20 protein-coding genes are annotated in these 18,244 nt (G+C 39.3%); 2 read left to right on the top strand and 18 right to left on the bottom strand.

Annotation, left to right across the window (positions count from 1 at the left end):
- Positions 1-22: 22 nt before the first annotated feature.
- The 11 genes from PHC29_01200 to PHC29_01150 form a co-directional block, all read right to left on the bottom strand.
- Positions 23-808 (bottom strand): ABC transporter permease, encoded by a 786-nt coding sequence (locus tag PHC29_01200; protein MDD5108117.1) that lies wholly within the window; start codon positions 806-808, stop codon positions 23-25.
- Positions 808-3,231, bottom strand: coding sequence for an ATP-dependent Clp protease ATP-binding subunit (locus PHC29_01195; GenBank protein ID MDD5108116.1), 2,424 nt, complete (start codon positions 3,229-3,231; stop codon positions 808-810). Before PHC29_01195 ends, PHC29_01200 begins: the two co-directional genes overlap by 1 nt.
- 11 nt (positions 3,232-3,242) lie before the next feature.
- Positions 3,243-4,295, bottom strand: a complete 1,053-nt coding sequence (locus PHC29_01190) for a protein arginine kinase (protein ID MDD5108115.1) — start codon at positions 4,293-4,295, stop codon at positions 3,243-3,245.
- Positions 4,285-4,827 (bottom strand): UvrB/UvrC motif-containing protein, encoded by a 543-nt coding sequence (locus tag PHC29_01185; protein ID MDD5108114.1) that lies wholly within the window; start codon positions 4,825-4,827, stop codon positions 4,285-4,287. The genes PHC29_01190 and PHC29_01185 overlap by 11 nt, the downstream gene beginning before the upstream one ends.
- A 57-nt stretch (positions 4,828-4,884) precedes the next feature.
- Positions 4,885-5,754, bottom strand: a complete 870-nt coding sequence (gene ilvE / locus PHC29_01180) for a branched-chain-amino-acid transaminase (protein MDD5108113.1) — start codon at positions 5,752-5,754, stop codon at positions 4,885-4,887.
- A 105-nt stretch (positions 5,755-5,859) separates the two neighbouring features.
- Positions 5,860-6,540, bottom strand: coding sequence for an ABC transporter ATP-binding protein (locus PHC29_01175; GenBank protein MDD5108112.1), 681 nt, complete (start codon positions 6,538-6,540; stop codon positions 5,860-5,862).
- Positions 6,533-7,744 carry an ABC transporter permease gene (locus PHC29_01170; protein MDD5108111.1) on the bottom strand — a complete coding sequence of 404 codons (1,212 nt, stop codon included), beginning with the start codon at positions 7,742-7,744 and terminating at the stop codon, positions 6,533-6,535. The genes PHC29_01175 and PHC29_01170 overlap by 8 nt, the downstream gene beginning before the upstream one ends.
- Entirely contained in the window at positions 7,744-9,201 is a 1,458-nt protein-coding gene (gene lysS, locus PHC29_01165; GenBank protein MDD5108110.1) for a lysine--tRNA ligase, read from the bottom strand. Before lysS ends, PHC29_01170 begins: the two co-directional genes overlap by 1 nt.
- A gap of 120 nt (positions 9,202-9,321) precedes the next feature.
- Positions 9,322-10,284: a zinc metalloprotease HtpX gene (locus tag PHC29_01160; GenBank protein MDD5108109.1), complete on the bottom strand. Its 963-nt coding sequence runs from the start codon at positions 10,282-10,284 to the stop codon at positions 9,322-9,324.
- A gap of 18 nt (positions 10,285-10,302) precedes the next feature.
- Entirely contained in the window at positions 10,303-10,716 is a 414-nt protein-coding gene (locus PHC29_01155; protein ID MDD5108108.1) for a DUF1573 domain-containing protein, read from the bottom strand.
- Complete coding sequence (locus PHC29_01150; protein ID MDD5108107.1) at positions 10,716-11,891, bottom strand: hypothetical protein; 1,176 nt, start codon at positions 11,889-11,891, stop codon at positions 10,716-10,718. The genes PHC29_01155 and PHC29_01150 overlap by 1 nt, the downstream gene beginning before the upstream one ends.
- A 64-nt stretch (positions 11,892-11,955) precedes the next feature.
- Between PHC29_01150 and PHC29_01145 the strand changes: the two genes are divergently transcribed.
- Entirely contained in the window at positions 11,956-12,990 is a 1,035-nt protein-coding gene (locus tag PHC29_01145; protein ID MDD5108106.1) for a polyprenyl synthetase family protein, read from the top strand.
- 298 nt (positions 12,991-13,288) lie between these two features.
- Positions 13,289-13,816 (top strand): hypothetical protein, encoded by a 528-nt coding sequence (locus PHC29_01140; protein MDD5108105.1) that lies wholly within the window; start codon positions 13,289-13,291, stop codon positions 13,814-13,816.
- A gap of 99 nt (positions 13,817-13,915) precedes the next feature.
- Here PHC29_01140 and PHC29_01135 read toward each other — a convergent pair whose 3' ends face one another.
- The 7 genes from PHC29_01135 to PHC29_01105 form a co-directional block, all read right to left on the bottom strand.
- The gene (locus PHC29_01135; protein ID MDD5108104.1) at positions 13,916-14,290 is read right to left on the bottom strand and encodes a DUF2934 domain-containing protein; all 375 of its coding nucleotides are present in this window, start codon (positions 14,288-14,290) and stop codon (positions 13,916-13,918) included.
- A 15-nt stretch (positions 14,291-14,305) separates the two neighbouring features.
- Positions 14,306-15,148 (bottom strand): formyltetrahydrofolate deformylase, encoded by an 843-nt coding sequence (gene purU, locus PHC29_01130; protein MDD5108103.1) that lies wholly within the window; start codon positions 15,146-15,148, stop codon positions 14,306-14,308.
- A 207-nt stretch (positions 15,149-15,355) separates the two neighbouring features.
- Positions 15,356-16,300: a hypothetical protein gene (locus PHC29_01125; GenBank protein ID MDD5108102.1), complete on the bottom strand. Its 945-nt coding sequence runs from the start codon at positions 16,298-16,300 to the stop codon at positions 15,356-15,358.
- The gene (locus tag PHC29_01120; protein MDD5108101.1) at positions 16,287-16,565 is read right to left on the bottom strand and encodes an MGMT family protein; all 279 of its coding nucleotides are present in this window, start codon (positions 16,563-16,565) and stop codon (positions 16,287-16,289) included. The genes PHC29_01125 and PHC29_01120 overlap by 14 nt, the downstream gene beginning before the upstream one ends.
- A 5-nt stretch (positions 16,566-16,570) precedes the next feature.
- A complete protein-coding gene (locus PHC29_01115; GenBank protein ID MDD5108100.1) occupies positions 16,571-17,578 on the bottom strand; it encodes a bifunctional methionine sulfoxide reductase B/A protein in 1,008 nt (335 codons plus the stop codon).
- A 33-nt stretch (positions 17,579-17,611) separates the two neighbouring features.
- A complete protein-coding gene (locus tag PHC29_01110) occupies positions 17,612-18,019 on the bottom strand; it encodes an ACT domain-containing protein (protein ID MDD5108099.1) in 408 nt (135 codons plus the stop codon).
- Positions 18,016-18,192: a hypothetical protein gene (locus PHC29_01105; protein ID MDD5108098.1), complete on the bottom strand. Its 177-nt coding sequence runs from the start codon at positions 18,190-18,192 to the stop codon at positions 18,016-18,018. The genes PHC29_01110 and PHC29_01105 overlap by 4 nt, the downstream gene beginning before the upstream one ends.
- Between the last annotated feature and the right edge of the window lie 52 nt (positions 18,193-18,244).

The raw sequence follows: 18,244 nt of genomic DNA, 5'->3' as shown, positions 1-18,244 counted from the left end.
AAAAGAGAACCGTCCCCTGGTTTTAAGGAAAAATAAAATAAAACACCGCTGTAAAAAGACAGTCGGCTGCAATTATCATCAAGAATGTAATCACGACCGAACGTGTAGTTGCTTTACCAACTCCCTCTGCCCCGCCCTCAACATTAAAACCTTCATAGCAGCTTACCAAAGCAATAATCATCCCAAAAATCCAGGCTTTAAATAATCCGGTAAATAAATCTTTATAGAGCAGCGCGTTAAAAGTTATGTTCATATACATACTGCTGGTAATCCCAAGTTTTAGGACGCAAATAAGGTAACTTCCCATTATGCCGATAATATTGGCATATAACGTAAGAATGGGAAGCATCAGGCTCAAAGCCACAAAACGCGGGACGACCAGATATTTTACAGGATTAGTCGCCAGAGTCTCCAAAGCATCAATCTGTTCGGTAACCTGCATGGATCCAAGTTCGGCAGTATGGGAGGCCCCAACTCGGCCTGCAACAACCAAGGCCGTAATTACCGGGCCTAATTCGCGCACAATAGCTAAGGCTACGAGGCTAGCAATATACATCTCTGAGCCTAACTTCTGCATAAAATACGCCGACTGCAACGCAAAAATAAAACCAATAAAAAGAGCAACCACCGAAACAATTGGAAAGCTTTCATAACCGGTTTTCTTGGATTGCTCGATTATATGGCCATACTTATACGGAGGCTTAAACGTCAAATATACAGTCTGCGCGGTTAAATTGGCTAAACCACCAAAAAAATACATAAAAGAAATTATTCTACGGCCTAGATCTATAAAAAATAATGTAAACATTATTCAAAAACTAGCTCTTCATTTTTACGCGTTACTTTGATCGAAGAGCCCTCCTTATATTTTTTAGAGATAATCTCTCCTGCCAACGGATCTTCCAGGAATCTTTGAATAGTCCTTTTTAAGGGCCGAGCGCCAAAAACCGGATCAAATCCTTTTTCAATCAAAAGATCCTTAGCCTCCCTGGTAACCTCTAAAGTTAGATTTTGATCCTTTAGGCGCTGGATAACATAACCGATCTCAATATCGATGATGGCTGAAAGATCCTCTTTGACTAACTGCCTAAAAACTATAATATCATCAACGCGATTTAAAAACTCCGGTTTAAAAGCATGCTTAACCGACTCAAGTAACTTATCCTTCATATCCTCATAAGTTGCCTCCTCCTTCTGCGCTCTAAATCCAAGAGAACCGGTCTTACGGATTAATTCCGCGCCGACATTAGAGGTCATAATAATAATCGTATTTTTAAAATCCACTTTTCGGCCAAAGCTGTCAGTAAGCCGGCCCTCTTCAAAAACCTGCAGCAGTAAATTAAAAACATCCGGATGCGCTTTTTCAATTTCATCCAAAAGTATAACCGCATAAGGCCTGCGGCGAACTCGTTCCGTAAGCTGGCCTCCCTCCTCGTATCCGACATATCCTGGAGGAGCACCAATCAGGCGGGAAACATTAAACTTCTCCATATACTCAGACATATCCAGCTGTAACAACGCGTCTTCGTCACCAAACATAAATTCAGCTAAAGCCCGGGCAAGCAGAGTTTTTCCGACACCGGTAGGCCCCAAGAATATAAATGAGCCTATTGGCCGTCTGGGATCTTTAATCCCCGCCCTTGATCGCCTTACCGCATGAGCAATTGCTTCTATTGCTTCATTCTGGCCAACCACCCGCTTATGTAATTCTTCTTCGATTTTGAGAAGTTTTTCGCTTTCTTTTTCTTCCAGCCTAAAAATTGGAATCCCCGTCCACTGCGCCAGAATCTTGGCAATATCCTCCTCGGTAACCTCCGGCCGCATTTTATCTTTGGCCTGGCTCCACTCCTTATTTAATTTTTCCAATTCCTGACGGGCAATACGCTCCTGATCCCTAAGGGAGGCAGCTTTTTCAAAATCCTGGCTCTTGATATAAGCCTCTTTTTCTTTCCTTAATGATTCGACATTGGCCTCTATCTTCTTTATGTCATCAGGAACAATCAAGACATTTAAACGCGCGCGCGATCCTGCTTCATCAATTAAATCAATGGCTTTATCCGGCATAAATCTTCCAGAAATATATCGATCGGATAATTTTGCCGCAGCCTCCAGAGCCTCATCCTTAAAGGTAACTCTATGGTGGGCTTCATATTTATCACGCAGGCCCTTTAAAATCTCAATCGTCTGTTCAATATTAGGCGGCTCAACCATAATCGTTTGAAATCTACGCTCTAAGGCAGCGTCTTTTTCAATATATTTACGGTACTCATCCATAGTAGTTGCGCCGATACATTGCATTTCTCCGCGTGAAAGCGCGGGCTTCATAATATTAGAAGCATCGATTGCCCCTTCTGCGGCTCCGGCACCCACTAAAGTATGCAATTCATCGATAAAAATAATTATATCCTGCGAACGTTTAATCTCTTCCATAATTGCTTTGATTCTTTCCTCAAACTGTCCGCGGTATTTAGTCCCGGCAACCATCAATGCTAAATCCAAAACTATTAAACGTTTACCCCTTAAGATCTCAGGAACATTACCGGCTATAATTGATTGGGCTAGCCCCTCAACAATAGCGGTTTTACCGACTCCAGCTTCGCCTAAAAGCACCGGATTGTTTTTAGTCCTACGGCTTAAGATTTGAATCACTCTTTCAATTTCTTGTTTACGGTTAATCACCGGATCCAACTTATTATCCCGAGCCAACGCCGTAAGATCCCGGCCAAAAGCATCAAGGGCAGGAGTTTTTGATTTTGCCGCAGCAGCGCCGCCACCAGAACCCATTCCCGGCAGAGAAGAACCCAAAAGACCCATTACCTCATTACGCACGGAATTTAAATCCATGCCTAAATTTAACAATACCTGCGAAGCAATACCTTCACCTTCGCGGATTAAGCCCAACAGGAGATGTTCAGTACCGATATAATTATGCCCAAGTGAGCGGGCTTCTTCTGCAGCTAGCTCTAAAGCTTTCTTTGCCCGCGGAGTAAAAGGAATATCCCCGATAATTTGGGTAGTCGGGCCAGGCTGCACCAGTTTCTCAATCTCAATCCTGATATTTTCTAAAGAAATATCTAACTTCTGTAATACCGCAGCAGCCACTCCCTCCCCTTCGCGAATCAATCCCAATAATATATGCTCGGTACCGATATAATCATGATTAAAACGCCTTGCCTCTTCCTTTGCCAAAATAATTACTTTTCTTGCTCTCTCAGTAAAACGATTAAACATAGTTAGTCCCCTTATAATAGATTAAGTTTCTTTCGAATTAACTCTGCCCTCTTTAAATCTCTCTCTGGTGATGAAAGTTTCTTATTCTCCAATTTTTGCAAGTGCGCCGGCTGGGTAATAATAAAAAGTTCGTTAATCGTACGGCGGTCAATATCTTTAACCATCCCCAAATCGCTTCCCAACCTGACCATAGACAACAATTCAATTGTCTCTTGGCTGGTAATGATACGGGCGCTTTTTAAAATACCAAGGCTGCGGTTAACCCTGTCCTCCAAAAGATCCTTACTTTTAGAAAGTATAATCTCTCTTGCCTGCGTCTCCTGCTCGATAATCTGCCGGATGAGACCGTTGATATTCTCAATAATCTCATTTTCACTATGCCCTAAAGAAACCTGATTAGAAATCTGGAAAAAATTACCGCTAGCCTGAGTGCCTTCACCATAGAGTCCGCGCGTAGTAAAACTTAATTTGGCTATTGCCGCCAGTACCCGCTCGATTTGACGGCTCATTACCAGCGCCGGTAAATGCAGCATCACTGAACCGCGCATACCGGTGCCGGTATTAGTAGGGCAAGCAGTAAGATACCCAAAATCTTCCAAGTAGGCAAAATCCAAAATTTTTGCCAAAGAGTCATCGATACTGTTAATAATATTCCAGGCCTCAAAAAGATTAAATCCTGATTGCATCAATTGAATGCGTAAATGATCCTCTTCATTGATCATCACCGCAATATTTTCCTCATCATTAACCAATACCGCCTTCTGCTCTGTTTTCTGGGTGTGCTCAATAGACATAAGGTGTCTTTCGACTAAAAACTGTTTATCTATGCTGTCTAAATCCACCAATCTAAAAAGCGTGGAGTTTTTAAGCAATTCGACTGTTGACATTGCAAGGCTAGTTTTATTTACAATCTCATCCAATTGGGCTTTATTAGCCCAATGAGGGAAAGCAAAATTATTAAGATTCCTTGCCAAGCGTATTCTACTAGAGATAACCACATCCGAATTCGGACCTGTACCCTTAAGCCATTCACTAGTATGATTTATTAGGTCATTAATCTGCATTTTTTTCCTTATTTGATTTGGCTTCTATTTCTTTTATCAGATCCCGCAGGCGCGCTGCTTCTTCAAAGGCTTCTTTCTGAATCGCATTCTGTAGCTGCTTTTTTAATTCCTCCAAATCTATCCTTTGTTTATTGACTTTAGAGATTGCAGGTTTTATCTTCGCTGGCCCCTTCAAAGGACTCTTGCCAATATGTTGATTTGACCCATGTATTCGTTTTAATAAAGGCGCCAGATACTTACGGAAAACATTATAACATTCGCCGCAACCAAGTCTTCCGATCTTCTTAAAATCCACATAACTTAAACCACAAGCAGGACATTTAGTATTAACTATCTCCTCTTCTTTATTGGAGGATGGTTTTTGAAAATCAACCATACCGGCCAATAGATCACTTAAGCCAAACTGCTGCTCCATGGCCTCGCTTTTAGTTCTGGCGCATTCTTCGCATAAATGCAGCTCATTCATCTGCTCATCAATAATCTCAGTTAAATGCACGGTTGCCGGATTTTTCCCACAAATATCGCAAAGCATAATTATCCTTATAATCCCGGGGACGGTTCTCTGTTTTAGAGAACCGTCCCCGAGTTTCTAATATTTTATTCCGTCTTTAGCGGTTAATTGTTTAAATTTCTTCATCAGCGCCAGTGTAAGCTTGCCAGGTTTTCCGTTTCCAATAACCCTGCCATCCACCTTAACCACAGGAATAATTTCAGCGGCTGTTCCCGTAAGGAAACACTCATCGGAAATGTAAACTTCATGGCGAGTAATCACATGCTCGTGCGCTGCAATTTTATTCTTACGGGCAATCTCTAAGATTGAGTCACGCGTAATCCCGCGTAAAGTTCCCATACATTGCGGAGGAGTATAGAGATGGCCGGCTTTAGCTACAAAAATATTATCACCAGTACATTCAGCCACATAACCTAAAGAATCAAGCATAATTGCCTCATCGCATCCGGCATTACCTGCCTCAATTTTAGCCAGAATATTATTCAGATAATTCAAAGATTTAATCTGAGGATTAAGCGCCTCAGGTAAGTTGCGTACCGTGGGCACGGTAACAATACTTAGACCTTCACGATATAGTTTTTCTGGATACAAAGCAATGCGATCGGCAATAATGATAATTGTTGCCCCTTTATAGCATTTACGCGGGTCAAGCCCCAAATCTCCTTCTCCGCGGGTAACCACTAAACGGATATAAGCATTATCTAGTTTATTTGCTTTAATTGTTTCTACCACTGCTTTAACCATCTGCTCTTTAGTTAGAGGAATCTTTAACATAATACTTTGGGCAGATTCAAAAAGCCGGTCAATATGCTCTTTTAATTTAAAGACGCGCCGGTTATAAGAACGGATACCTTCGAAGACTCCATCCCCATAAAGCAGGCCATGATCAAAAACAGAGATCTTTGCATTATCTTTTTCATAAAATTTACCGTTGATATAAATTTTCATCCCACCTCCTAATTGTAGTTTCCAAATTAGTGTCATTGCGAGCCCGAAGGGCGAAGCAATCTAATAAAGATTGCTTCGTCGCCTACGGCTCCTCGCAATGACACACTAATTTAACAAAACTCCATCCTTCAGATGTATAACCTCGCCTGCACTAGAAGCAATATCCTTATCATGAGTAACCATAACAATAGTAATCTTCTCGTCTTGATTAAGCTCGATTAAAAGGCGTAAAATATTCTTTCCGTTTTCCGAATCCAAATTACCTGTCGGTTCATCGCAAAGCAAAAGTTTAGGCTTATTAATCAACGCTCGGGCAATTGCTACCCTTTGCTGCTCTCCGCCTGATAAAGCAAGCGGACGATGCTTGAGCCTACCGGATAAACCCAGCCTTTCCAAAAGCTCTAAAGCATGCACCAGATTCTTTTTTCTCTCCCACCAGGATTTTAAAATACTTGGCAGTAAAACATTTTCCAACGCATTTAACTCCGGTAAAAGATGAAAAAATTGAAAAACAAAACCCACTTTACGATTACGAAAACTGGCTCTTGCGTTTTCATCCAAACCATAAATACTGGCTCCCTGGAAATAAACTATGCCTGCCGTAGGATTATCCAAACCTCCTAAAATATGCAAAAGCGTAGATTTACCTGCGCCACTTGGCCCCTGAATTACTAAAAATTCGCCTTCTTTAACAGTAAAATTTATGTCCTTCAATACTTCCAAATTACTTGTAGCATCACGATAACTTTTACAAATACCACAAACCTTAACCATCTCTTTATTCATGCCGCACAGCCTCGCTAGGAATTATTCTGGTAGCATAATATGCCGGATAAATACTGGCAAACAATGTTATAAACAAAGCAGAAATTACAATCAAACTGATATCGCCGGTATTAATATTCACCGGAATACGGTTAAAATAATAAATATCCTGCGGAATCAAACTCCTGCCAATAATACGTGATATGAGATCCACTACTTTATCTAATGATAACGCTAAAGTTATCCCCCCGATTAATCCTAAGAGGATACCAATTAGGCCGATGGCCATGCCTTGAAAAATAAAAATCTGCAAGATACTTTTTGTCTTGGCTCCCACAGAACGCAAGATACCAATATCTTTAATCCGGCTCATTACCGACATAATCAAAGTACCCACAATACCAAAAGCAGCAACTACGGTAGTCATCGTCACAACAATAAACATAACTATCTTTTCAAGTTTTAAGGCTTCAAGAAAATTTTTATTTGCATCTATCCAGGTACGCGCCTGGTAAGTTCCAAAACCTGTCAGGTCCCGGTATAACTTCTCCTTGGCATCATCTACCTTATAGATATTATCTACTTTAACCGCAATACCACTTACTAGATCGGGCATTTTATAAAAATCCTGCGCCCCTTTAATACTGGTTAAAATCAAACTTGAATCATAAAGATACATCCCGCTATTAAAAATACCTTTGATATAAAAATCAGTTTTAGCTAAAGTAACCGGAGAGATCAAGCTAATACTATCTCCAATGGCTAAACCTAAACGTAAAGCAAGCTCCTGCCCAACCGCCACTTGATTACCTGTCAAATCATAACTTCCTAACTTCAAATATTCATCAATCTTAGAAGTTTGTACCTGTAACTTAGGGTCTATTCCGCGAACCTCCACCCCGAAAATTGATTTTCCATTCTTGACCAAAGCCTGCCCGTTGATAAAAGGAGACGCGCCCAAAACATAGGGTAAGGTCTTTAATTTATCAATTACACGATTAGGATCTTTTGACCCGCCATAAAATTCAAGAGACAAGTGGGCACTAGTGCCTACCATCTTATCCTCCAGGAACCGGTCAAAACCAGTCATCACCGAAATAACTACAATTAATACCATTACTCCGATAGCAATTCCAATAACCGAAATCAACGCAGTTATCGAGATAATTTTTTCTTTCTTGCCTGCTCTTAAGTATCTTTGACTAAGCCATAACTCGGAAAACATTATTTATTTTCCTCTTCTTGTTGAGACCGAAGCAGAGGAAATAAAATCACATCGCGAATCGATGCCTGGTCTGCAAGCAACATTACCAGCCTATCAACACCTATTCCTAACCCTCCTGCCGGAGGCATACCATGCTCTAAAGCCAGAAGATAATCCTCATCTACGTTTTTCTTTTCCTCAGAAACAAGATCCTTAATCTCTTCTTCAAAACGCTTACGTTGCTCCAAGGGATCATTCAACTCAGAATAAGCATTGGCTATTTCCATTCCTGCAACATAGAGCTCAAACCTCTCTGAAATCAATGGGTTATCTCTTCTTACCTTTGCCAGAGGACAAAGGCTGGTAAAATAATCCGTAATAAATACGGGATTTGCCTGTAAATCCTGCTCCAGTTCATCTTCAACAATTTTATTAATCTGAGAACGGCTTAAACGGTTTTTATCCAAGGCATATCCTTTTTCCTGCAATTTTTTTAACATTTGCTCCGGATCATCCTGCGGGTCTATTCCAAATTTATTTTTAACCAACGCGGCAAATGACTGCCTATTCCAGGGGGTTTTCAGGTCAATGGTTTTACCCTGAAAAGTCAGCTCCCCTTTTCCCAGAACTTCCCGTGCAACATGACAAATTAAATCCTGGGTTAAATTAATCATCCCTTCACAATCAGTATAAGCCTGATAAACCTCTAGCATTGTAAACTCCGGGTTATGCCGCGTGGATACGCCTTCATTGCGGAAGGATCGGTTAATTTCATAGACCCGGTCAAGGCCACCAACCAGGAGCCTTTTTAAATACAGTTCCGGAGCAATCCTTAAAAATAAATCCATACTATATTCATTGTGAAATGTCTTAAATGGCCTGCCTGCTGCGCCTCCTGCGATATCATGCATCATCGGAGTTTCAACTTCCAGAAAACCACGCTCTTCGAGAAAACTACGGATTGCCCGGATAATTTTTGCCCGTAATAAAAATACTTTTTTTACATCTTCATTGGAAACTAGATCCAGATAACGCTGCCTGTAACGCAATTCCACATCTTTTAAACCATGCCATTTTTCAGGCAGAGGCCGCAAGGCTTTGGATAATATGATAAAATCTTCAACCTTAAGCGTAAATTCACCAGTATGTGTCTTAAAAAGCTCACCGCTTGCGCTAATTATATCGGCAATATCCAACTGCTCAAGAAACGCGGATTTTTCTGGCCCAATAATATCCCGTTTAACATAAAGCTGAATCTTACCAGTTGTATCCCTAAGATCCATAAAATTTACTTTACCATGTGCCCGGTTAGCCATCACCCTACCGCAAAGAGTAACTTTTTTGCCTTCTTCAAAACTACTCAAAACCTCTCCAATAGCAGTATGTATTGGCACATTTGCAGGATATAAAGGAACATTTTTGGCACCAAGTGCCTCTAATTTAGCAATTCTCTGCTGAATAATCTCGTTAATGTCCATAGTTTAGTAATTATATAGTATATTTGGGGTTATGTCAAAATAAAAAGGGTTGTTAAAATCAAGGGGACGGTTCTCTTGAAAAAGAGAACCGTCCCCTTGATTTATTGACGCTATCGGAATTTAAACCCTGTATTCCGAAAGCTTCTTTATACGCTTGAGCATGTTAGGATGCGTGCTTAAAAGCTCAAGCATTTTATCTCCTAAATTTAAACGTATATTCGATTTTTTGAGTACCTCCAACTCAGAAGCATCAATGGTACCGCTTTTATCCAAATCTAATTGTGCCAACTCCAATACCTCCTTGCGCCCCTGAGATGGATCATTGATGAAAAAGGCCTTTAGCCCTTCAGTTTGTTTTAAAGATTCCTGATTCATTCTTGCCGAGCCATATGCTAACTTGTAAAGACTAGAAGCCAAAGCCTTAGGTTGATTTCCCAAAAGCACCGAGCCACGGTCCGCAAAATATTCCCGGATACGCGAGGCATAAAGTACCAAAAGATTAGTCACAAAATAAAATAAGAAAGCTGCCAATCCTATTAATACGGTATTACCTCCCCTCTCATCACGCCTGCGTCCGTAAAACAAAAACTGCCAGGCAATGCGATACATAATCATCGGAATTACCGATAATAAAGTAATTGTAAGCACATCGTGATTCTTTAGGTGGCTTAATTCATGGCCAAGCACTGCTTTTAGCTCTTCGTCACTGAGCAAATTCATAATCCCGTTAGTTACACAAACCCGGCCGTCTCTGGTTGAACGGCCAAAAGCAAAAGCATTGGGAATATCAATCTGGGCAATGCCGATTCGAGGCATAGGGATACCCGCACGCACGCTCAAAGACTCAACCATCTGAAACAAACGGGGATTTTCCTCCCGCTTAATGTATTTTACATGCATGCTCCATTCTACAATCTTAGGCCCCAGCATATACTGAATAAACATCATCACTAGTGAAATAATTAAATAGAAACTAAAACCTCCCACATGTAAAAAACTACTACCGATAACAACCAGCAGGGCATAAATAACCCCAAACAAAAGAGTTACCAATAACCACATTCTTAATTGTAATGACCACATATTAACCATCCCCTCTTATTATTTTACTACTTCAGCTTTAACTGTGAATTTTATTATCGGAAGATCGGTATTATCAGTATTTACATATACGGACTGTTTAACCGCTCCCGAATACCCTTCAGACTTGAAAATTACATTTACCGTCGTACTTTCATTAGGCGCTAAGATCTTCTTATCCGCCTGGGAAGCAGTGCATCCGCAGGAGGTGTTTATACTCAATATTTTTAAAACATTCTTAGTTTCGTTCTTAAACAAAAAATCGTGCTTTAAAACCTTACCACTTTTTACTTTACCAAAATCCCATTCATTAGAATTAGCAACGCTATTTTCTACGCTAGGCTCAACCTTTTCAGGTTGACCGATAGGCGCTTGCGCATACGCAATCTGAAAAATAAAAAAACTAATTAAAAATAAGTTCATAATTTTCTGCATTAAGCCTTCCAGATTAAAAATACTCCTAAACTAAAAAATAAAATTGCCATGAAGATCTTTATCATCCCTAGATTTCTTTTTAGAAAACCTGAAAATTGCAAGCTGGAAGTCCCCAGAAGCGCAAAGATAAAAATCACAACTAGCGGGATTATAAACATAGTATTATACAACAAAAGATACCCTAATGCTTGAAGCTTAAGAGAACTGGCTTTTAAAACAAATGATATCGTCGGCAAATACACCTGCCCCGTACAAACCGCTTCAAGCAATGAAACCAAAAATCCGCTAATTAGCGCGCTAAAGATAAGCTTATTCAGCCCGGGGCTTATTTTACTTTGTTTTTCTTGGGAGTTCCTACGGTAAAAAAACCCGACTACTTTATGGATGCGCTCTTTGATTGATTTAGGCAGCTGTAAAATCAATTCATCAGTAGAACCTGTTTTCTTATATTTAATAAAATCAGAAACAGCAAAGATTCCAAAAAGTAGGCTTAAAAAACCTATGGTTAAATTCAATAAACGCGTAACCACCCAAAAGCCCTTAAAATGATATAATACATTAAAAATCCCCAGGCCAATACCTAAATACGTTAAAAATACGGCCAAAATAAATGCGCCGCCGATAAACACAAGATCCCTTCGGCGATAGCCCTGAACGGAAAGAAAAGATATAAAAAATACAATAACCGTAAAGGCACAAGGGTTAATCCCATCCTCAAGCCCGGCAATAATAATTGTCGCCGGAACAAAACTCTTAAAATATGAAATCAAATCAAATGGAACCGCTGGAGCCCTTAAAGGGCTTGCTTTTAGTCCGGCAAGAATAAAATTTCTTAAATTATCTTTAACCGCACCTTTTGCATTTAAAAATTTACCTTCTAAATAAAAAAACGGGACGTCAAACTTAAGTTCACTGCCACTATTCTGTAGTAAGCCCAAAAGTATCTTGTAATCTTCTATTTTTTCTATATCCCGATATTCAAAAATTAGTTTTCCCTTAAATTCATTCTCAATTGTAGGCATCACTTCTTGTTTTACCTTAATACAATTGTGGCAGCCAGCCGAATGGAAAATAATAAGCTTAGGAAGATCGGATTGATCAAGCGCAAACAACCCCACCGGAAGTAAAAAAGTGAATAAAAGAAAAAATAGATGCTTCGTTAAAATTTTACGCATAAATGTAAATATACCCAAAATATTTGCATAATTAACCTTTATATGTTAACATAAGCCTATGTTTTTGGGAATAAAAATCCGTATTGAAAAAGAGTTACGCAATTACGCCTGTAATATTAACAGAATATACTCGTTAAACAAGCTCTCTCCTGTCCTCTCTAAAAATATAAAAGAATTTATCTGCCGGGATGGCAAAAGAATAAGGCCGGTATTATTCTGTATTGGGTATCTTGGATTTTCCAAAAAAACCCCCGCCGGGCTTTACCGAAGCGCCTTATCCTTAGAGCTATTACATGACTTTTTGTTAGTCCATGATGACATTATCGATAAATCCGCTACACGCCGCGGTAAACCCTCTATGCACGCCTTATTAGACCACGATTTTTGCCGAAATGAAAAAGATAAATTTAGCGGACAAGATTTAGCCGTGGTTACCGGTGATATTATTTACGCTATGGCCATTGATGTTTTTTTAACGGTTAAAGAAGATGCAAAGCGCAAAGAAGACGCTTTAAAAAAACTTATTTTATCAGCCTTATATACGGGTGGCGGAGAATTTATCGAGCTAATATCAGAGTCTAAACCCATAGAAAAAGTTTCTCAAAAAGATATCTATAAAATTTATGACTATAAAACCGCAAATTATACTTTTGCCTCTCCGCTTACAATAGGGGCAACTCTAGCCGGAGCCAAAAGTAGCCAGATCGAAAAACTTTATTCATATGGCATGCTTTTAGGCCGAGCTTTTCAGATTAAAGATGACATAATCGGAATATTCGGAAAAGAAAAAGAAACCGGCAAATCAAACGTAACCGATATCTTAGAGGCCAAAAAAACACTGCTTATCTGGTATGCTTTTGGTAAAGCAAGCAAAACAGAAAAACTTATGATAAAAAGCATCCTAGAATCCAAATCCGTAAAAAGTGCGGACATTGAAAAAATCCGTAAAATTATTGTTCAATCCGGTGCGCTAATCTACTCACAAAACCAAATAAAATACTTATATTCAAAAGCCTTAATTCAAATAGACGGCTTAAAAATGAATAATGGGTACAAACAGGCGCTAGACGGCTTCTCCCAGGCAATCCTTAAAAGTTAACGGTTTTAAAATGGGGACACCCATTTTTATCCAGCTATATTCATATAAAATGGGTGTCCCCATTTTATAAAAGAGAAGATTTTTGAAAATCAATTTAGAAAATCAGCGGAATTCTGCTTTGGCGTAAGGAAAGCAATCACTATTGCCCTGGAAACTGCCAAAACAAAAAAACCGATATTTATGCTGGGAGATATTGTATATAACGAAGAGGTAATCAAACAGATCCAGCACGCCGGAATTAAAAAAATCAACCGCCTCTTTAAAGACGAATGAAAACATTGTTAATCCGGGCGCCTGGATGTTCCAGAAAACATTGGAAAAAGCAAAAAGATCTGGCTATACAATTATTGACGCAACATGCCCAATGGTAAAAGAAATACACAAAATCGCTAGCAAACTGGAGAATAACGGTTACCGGGTAATTATAATCGGCGATAAGCTACATGATGAAATACTTGGGATTACCGGACAGCTTAAATCAAAAGCAATTATAATCGATAAACTTGAGAATATACCTATAGCAAGAATTAAAAAGATTAAGCGGGCAGGAATTATCGTGCAATCAATTCAAAATTTTGATAACGTGCAAAAAATCCTAAATGTACTACATAAATATATTAAGCAGATAAAGCTTTACAACACTATTTGTAACCCCGCCAGAATGAAACAAAAGGAAGTTAGAAGTATGCCGCTTGAGAATGACCTGATGATTATTATTGGCTCTAAAACAAGTGCCAATAATAAAAGAATTTATGAACTAGCTAAACCTTTGAATAAAAATAGCTACTGGATTAATTCCGCCAAGAAATACGTAAAAACTGGCTAAGTAACGCTAAAAATGTGAGAATTACTGCAGGGGCCTCTACCCCAGAGTCAACTATCCACGAAGTGATTCAGAAAATCAAAACTCTTTTCTCTGCCTGATTTAGAACCCTCTTACTCTTTTCTCTGCCTCTTTCCAGTTTTCTGAAGAATCGCCTTCAGGCTTACCCTTGCTTTCCCAAATGGAACGAGCAGCGGCTTTTATCTTCTCTTCGATATCTTTACTACTTTCCTCGATAATCCTGTTATAGAACCAGGCAACCGCTGCGCCAATGCAGAATGCAAAAATAAAACCAAAAAAAGAATTCGTGATTATGCTAAATAATGTTGGCCTATACCCTAAATAAACTATCGCCATAGCCCTGCTTAATCCACACTCAAAATAAAAAAGCATATTTAATGTACCGACAATAAAAGTAAGCGCGGCCACCACCAAACCACAAGCGATCCCAAAAGCCTTTACGTATAGTTTTGCCATAACTGCCCTCCTTTGTTAGAAAACTATGGTTTTATTTTCGTGTTTAATAATACGGTAATCAATATAACTATACACCGCACTTGCCAATGCTTTCTTCTCTAAATTTTTGCCTTTTCTTACCAAAGCCTGGTGGTTATCTTTATGCGATACATGCTCAACCTCCTGAGCAATAATTGGCCCTTCATCAAGCTCATTATTTACAAAATGCGCGGTTGAGCCAATAACCTTTACCCCTTCTTTGAGCGCCTCAGCCGCCGGGTCAGCTCCTTTAAAGAATGGCAGAAAACCATGATGAATATTAATAATATCCTTATTATATTTTTTCAAAAAATCCGGAGAGAGTACCAACATATAACGCGCTAAGACTAAAAAATCCGTAGCACTAGAAGCATAAGATAATAATTCTTGCTCCCGGCGGTTATTTTTATCTGCGGGTACATAATAAAATGGAATATTGTAAGCAGTCACCACTTTACGGTGTTTTTCATAATTACTCAGAACAAAAGGAATCTTGACGTTTAATTCACCTGAGATCCATAGATACAACAGGTCTACTAAACAATGATCCAGCTCTGATACAAATATACCCATGCGTAAAGTTTCTGCTAGATCATAAAAATTCCAATCCGCATTAAATTCTTTGGCGACAGCAACGAAGGCCTCTGACAAATCTTTTCTGCTATATTGATCCTGATCCAAGATAAACTCAATACGTATAAAAAAATATCCGCCTTCAGGATCAGTACTATGCTGATCGGCAGTAATAATATTACCGCCATGTTTTAATATAAAATCAGAGATCTTGGCAACGATACCTAGCCGATCCTGGCATTGAAACAATAAGACAAATTTACGCATACTAATGCTGCCTCCTCATTAAAGATATTATACCTTACTATTATATTATTTATTATATTATTTTCAATAAATAGCTTCTGAAGCGCTTAAAGACTAATTTACCATGTTAAATTTGACAATTTTTGTAACGGGGATTTAAAAGTAAAAATAAAGAAACTAATAGAATGGCATAAAAATTTATGGGATTAAATAAGTTTGGCGGTAAATTTACCTTAACTTCTCGGAGATCTTATAAAGAACCCCGCCTGCTATCTCCGGCTTAGGAAAGAAATACTGCCGGGCAGATATAACAACTCCGGTTTTATTGTGAGCTTTTTTAGTAGCCACTAAGGACACTTGGGCACCGCCTACTTCTGCGCTAAGAATTCCTCTTGATTTATCTTCTTCGGTAACCCTGCCCATCCTTTTTAAAACATTTAAACTCACTTCAAATACATGGTCAAAATTTCCTCTTAACTCCTCTTGGACAGTATCTCTACCCATAAATTTAGCAGCAACAGCAACAGGCAAAACCGCTACCCCTGCCAACATCGCAGCCCCGTAAATTTTAGCCCCCTCTATTCCGGCTGATTTCATAGGCTCCACCAATATCAGCCCTGCAAGCTGCCCAGCGCTAGTAATATTTTCATATTCTTTATTTATATTTACATCATACACCTTAATAACCTCTCCTGCCGAACTATAATCTTTTAAAACAATTTTTCCAATCCCAAACTTAACCTTATCCAATTGCATAGGTATCTGTTTGGAGAATTTTGCGTCCCGGCTTTTTGATTGTTTTACTACTTTTAAAGAATCTACGTTTAATTCGCCAGCACTATTTCTTTCTAATCCCATCTCTTTTAGTTCAATTTCAACAAGAGACAGATGTAGCTTCTGCTTAAAACATGCCCCTAAATCATAAGCAACATTTATCTTAGGCAGATCCACAAGAATGCCTTTTGAAAATCCTTTAGGATTATATATCTTAAATCCTGATATTCTTACCGATTGTTTAAAAACTCCCAAAGAAAATCCGCTTATATGTACCGGCGAGCCCAGGAGTTGCGTTGCCGAAACTATCACTACAGTTTTAATTATCTGATCCTTAATAATACCTAAAGCAAAGATACAGATAAAAACTATTAAAAATATCTTCCTAATCCTTTTCATGCCTGGCCTCCTTGCGAAGTAAAGCTTGTTTCATTTTTGTCCCACCCTGATATCCGCCTAAAGAGCCGTCAGAACGGATAACACGATGGCAGGGAATAACTAGCGCAAAAGGGTTAGTTGCTAAAGCTCTTCCCACAGCCCTGGCAGCTTTAGGCCTGCCTATTTGTTTTGCAATAAGCTTATAGGTACTTACTTTTCCTCGAGGAATAGCTTGCACGGCGCGCAAAACTTCTTTCTGGAAAGTAGAACAGAGATCCAAACGCAAAATGTTTACTTTTTTAAACCGCTTGGGATGTGGCATGTAGGCTTAATACCGTGTTTCTGGTAATAATTCTGATGATAATCCTCTGCTTTATAAAATTCTTGCGCCGGCGCGATTTCAGTCACGATTGGGCCGACAAATCCTCCTGTTTTTTCTAATTTTTTCTTAGACAGTAAAGAAGCTTTTTCCTGTTCAGGGGTATAGTAAAAAATGATCGAACGATACTGGCTGCCGATATCTGGCCCCTGCCTGTTTGGCGTTGTTGGATTATGAATACTCCAAAAAATATCAAGAAGTTTCTCATATGAAACTTGCCCGGGATCATATTCGATGCGCACAGTTTCAGCATGCCCCGTATTAGCAGTACTGACCTCTTCATAGCTGGGATTCTTTGTATGGCCGCCCATAAAACCAACGCTGACATTAATAACCCCTTTTACCTGGTTAAATACAGCTTCTGTCCCCCAGAAACAACCTGCAGCAAATGCAGCCTCTTCAGTTTCAGCCAATTTCAAAGCCAGCGCATTAATACAATAACGTTTCCCCGTAGGAAGCGGGCCATCATCAAAAACATGGCCCAAATGAGCATCACAACGGGCGCAGAGCACTTCGCTACGCTGCGACCCAAGACTATTATCAGTTTCAATGCGGATATTCAATTGTGAAACCGGCTCCCAAAAACTAGGCCATCCCGTTTGCGATTCAAACTTGGCATTATACATAAACAAGTCTGCCCCGCATCCAGCACACTGATAAATTCCACCCTTTCCTTTGGGCGGCAAAAGACAGGATTCTTTAAATGGTTCTTCAGTACCTTTTAAACGCATAATATGGTACTGCTCGGGAGTAAGAATCTTCTCCCACTCTTGATTGGTTTTGATAACTTTTTCTACCTCTTCAATCTGCTTAGTGCGCGCATTGAAGATTTTTATTTTTTCTTTAGGCGGCTCCCCCATTACTCCTCCCAATAACCAGGGAAACAAAAAGAATATAGCTAATATTCTTAAATAACGCACAATTCCTCCGATATACCCTTTTCAACACTATTCTTATTTTTTAAATGCTACTAAGGCTTTCAGGTTATCGCTGGTAGATAATATAAGTTTATCCGCGCAGCTTCCACAACAAGCGGTGCCATACAGATATCTTATATCTACATTCTGCGCTGCTAACTTATCAGTCACGATTCTTAAAGCTCCCGGTTTATTCTCCAGTTCAAGAATGATTATCTCCGACTCTTTTGCCGACTTAAATCCTGCGGACAAAAGCGCCTCTACTGCGCGCGTGGCATCACTAGTTACCATCATTATTTTAGCCTGATTATCCGCAGCGTAACCGGCGACCCCGTCAATGTTAATACCATGATCAGCAACTAATTTTGATATTTTATTCAACAGCCCAATCTTATTTTCCGCAGTAACCACAACCTCTTTACTGATACTTGCATTCTTTATCATCCCTGCCTCCTCTTATTTTTTTTAGTCGGTTTTGCTTTCTTTTTCTGCATTGCTTTGCCACAGCACCAAAGAGTCTTCCTAGATACACCAAAATTACTTATTATTACCTCACTACCACAAGGAACGCAAACCAATTTTGCACCTTTCTTCGCTTTTACTTTTGCCCTTACCATTGTTTCCTCCTTTCTATTTATAAACTATATTCTATTAACCAATCTTTAGCTT

It is taken from the genome of Candidatus Omnitrophota bacterium (assembly GCA_028712255.1).
Classification (GTDB): Bacteria; Omnitrophota; Gorgyraeia; order Gygaellales; family Profunditerraquicolaceae; genus UBA6249.
Note: the sequence above shows the minus strand (reverse complement) of the source record. Positions and strands in the feature narration are given on the sequence as shown.